The sequence below is a fragment of the Bacillus hominis genome (genome assembly GCF_018332515.1).
GTDB lineage: Bacteria > Bacillota > Bacilli > Bacillales > Bacillaceae_G > Bacillus_A > Bacillus_A hominis.
In genome coordinates this window covers 1-2497 of sequence record NZ_BOQD01000507.1, presented here as the reverse complement: position 1 = coordinate 2497, position 2497 = coordinate 1, and the positions used below count along the sequence as shown (strand labels likewise).

Here is a 2497-nt window from a genome sequence, read left to right as displayed (position 1 = left end):
AAAGGCTAATTTAATACCAAACCCAATTAAGACGATTCCTGTAATACCTTGAATATAACGCTGTGTCTTCGGTTTTTTCATAAAAGCACTAATTTTATCAATTAAAAATATATAAAAAGCAAACCAAATAACTGTTAAAATGAGATAAGTAAGTCCCATAACGAGAAGTTGTATAAATGTATTATGATTCGGATTTAAAAACTGTGGTAAAAAAGTTAAAAAGAAGACTGCAACCTTAGGGTTTAGTAAATTTGTAAGAAACCCTTGGCGAAAGCAAGAAGTATGTTTATTGTCATTATTTATTGGAACGTCATTTGTATTTAAGTTTTCTGTGTTTCTTACTGCTAAAAGAGCTTTAATACCGATATAGACTAAATATACAGCACCAACATATTTAAAAATAGAAAATAAAAGAGCAGACTTTACAATAAGTGCTGAAAGACCAATTACAGCAGCCAAAGTGTGAATTAAAAGCGCAACACAAGTACCAAAAACAGTTTTTACGCCACCGATTTTGCCAGCAACCAATGTGTTTTTCGTAGCCATTGCTGTATCAGGACCGGGTAGAATAATAAGACATATAGACATAATAATAAACAGAAAAAAATTTTCCATAATGTTATCCGCCTTCCTTTGTTGTTTTTAGAAAATTCGATTAACGTTAGTTTAACATACATTTTAGTTAAATAAAATTAAATTATATTTAAAATTATTTAACTGAAAAGAAGAGGCAATATAGAGTAGCTGAAAGTGAGCTACAATATATTGCCTCTTTGTTTAGGCGTTAAGTAAGTTAAAGAATCGATTTACATCTTCTTCTGAAACATCACTTAATTGTTTATATTTATAATTTGGATTTTGGTCTTTATCAACTACAACGGAGCGTACTCCTTCAAAGAAATCTTCATGTCGCAAGAAGTTTTTAGCGAGTATAAGATCTGTCGCGAAACATTCTTCAACTGACTTTTCTTGGCCATCGATAAGCTGTTTTAATGTTACTTTTAATGAAACAGGGGATTTTGATAATAGCTTTTCTTTCGTTGTTTGGGCAAAAGGACTTTGATCTTTCTCTAACGATTGAATGATTCCCTCAATTGTATCGAATGCAAAATGCGAATTAATTTCTTCTAATGAAGAAGCAAGATTACCAGCTAAGTTTGGAGCAGTTGCAAATGTACGAATAACTTCTTTTAAATGAGTATGTACATCTTCTTTATTCCAATTTACATTTTCAAGTGCGGTAAGGAAATTTGGTAATGAATCTGATGTCATAAAGTAATCAGCAGCGTGAATATATAATACATCAGGAGCTTTTAAAATGGATGCTGTTAAAGCAACATATCGACCGGTATATCCAGGCGCTTTATTTAAGAAATAAGCAGCACCGACATCAGGGAAGAAGCCAATGTTCATTTCAGGCATTGCCCACTTCGTACGCTCTGTTACAATTCGATACGTAGCTCCATTTGTCAGACCGACACCACCGCCCATTACGATTCCGTCTAAACAAGCGATAATTGGTTTTTTGTATTGATAAATAAATGTATCAATTTCATATTCTTCTTCAAAAAACTGCTCTGCATGTTGTAATGCAACTTCGTTAGAACGTGCTTCGTATAGCGTTTTAATATCACCACCTGCACAAAAACCTTTCGTCCCAGCTCCTTTTAAAACGATGAGTTCAATACGCTCATCTTGCTCCCATTCTTTAAGTTTTTGCCCAATTGGCTGTAACATGTCATAAGATAAAGAATTGAGTGCTTTTGGACGGTTTAAAGTAATTGATGCAACGCCGTTTTCGCTAATAGAAAATAAAACGTGTTCAGTCATTATAAATCCTCCCTTACTTAATCTTTCTATTCTTATTTCTTGATACATGTTGAAATGTCCTCTATAATTTTTGTCTAAATTAGGTGTTTAGTGTTATTATTTATCGCATATTTTGACGAGTTATATTTGCAGGATTTCAGAGAATGAAGAGGAATATTACAACATTACTGTAAGCGCAATTATTTGAAATCATAGTGTTGAAGGCGCTATTATATGTATAACTTATATTGTGTTATTATGCGTGGCGTAACAATCCATTAAAGAGTGGATGTAGAAAATTCAAAAAGGCTGAATTATCTAACTTTTAAAGAGCGTGGGGTTTGTATATAATTAGAAATAGAGAAAGGAGAGATCGGAATGCCAGGACCTTTACTATTGTCGGTAATTATTTTGTCATCTCTTATGGTAGGAATTACACAGTATTTTCATCATACAGATACGACAGAAGAAGTGAAGGATAAGGTGCGTCTCGTGTTTCCGATTTTTATAATATCTATTTCCATATGTTTTTTACTAAATAAAGACGGGTATGTTGTGGTCGTATTCGCATTTTTTGTAGCGATTGTCTTAATAACTGTATTGTACTACGTAATGAAAGAGTATTTGCAAAAATAAGGATGCCTGAATGGCATTTTTATTTTTGTAAATTGATAATTTCACATACCGT

General features: G+C 32.6%; 3 protein-coding genes. 1 reads left to right on the top strand and 2 read right to left on the bottom strand.

Annotation, left to right across the window (positions count from 1 at the left end; genetic code table 11):
* A partial coding sequence (locus KI356_RS26950; protein ID WP_212936977.1) for a LysE family translocator occupies positions 1-618 on the bottom strand: 618 nt, incomplete at its 3' end.
* A gap of 159 nt (positions 619-777) precedes the next feature.
* The gene (locus KI356_RS26945) at positions 778-1830 is read right to left on the bottom strand and encodes an enoyl-CoA hydratase/isomerase family protein (protein ID WP_212936976.1); all 1053 of its coding nucleotides are present in this window, start codon (positions 1828-1830) and stop codon (positions 778-780) included.
* A 357-nt stretch (positions 1831-2187) separates the two neighbouring features.
* Between KI356_RS26945 and KI356_RS26940 the strand changes: the two genes are divergently transcribed.
* A complete protein-coding gene (locus tag KI356_RS26940; protein ID WP_212936975.1) occupies positions 2188-2445 on the top strand; it encodes a hypothetical protein in 258 nt (85 codons plus the stop codon).
* Positions 2446-2497 lie beyond the last annotated feature (52 nt).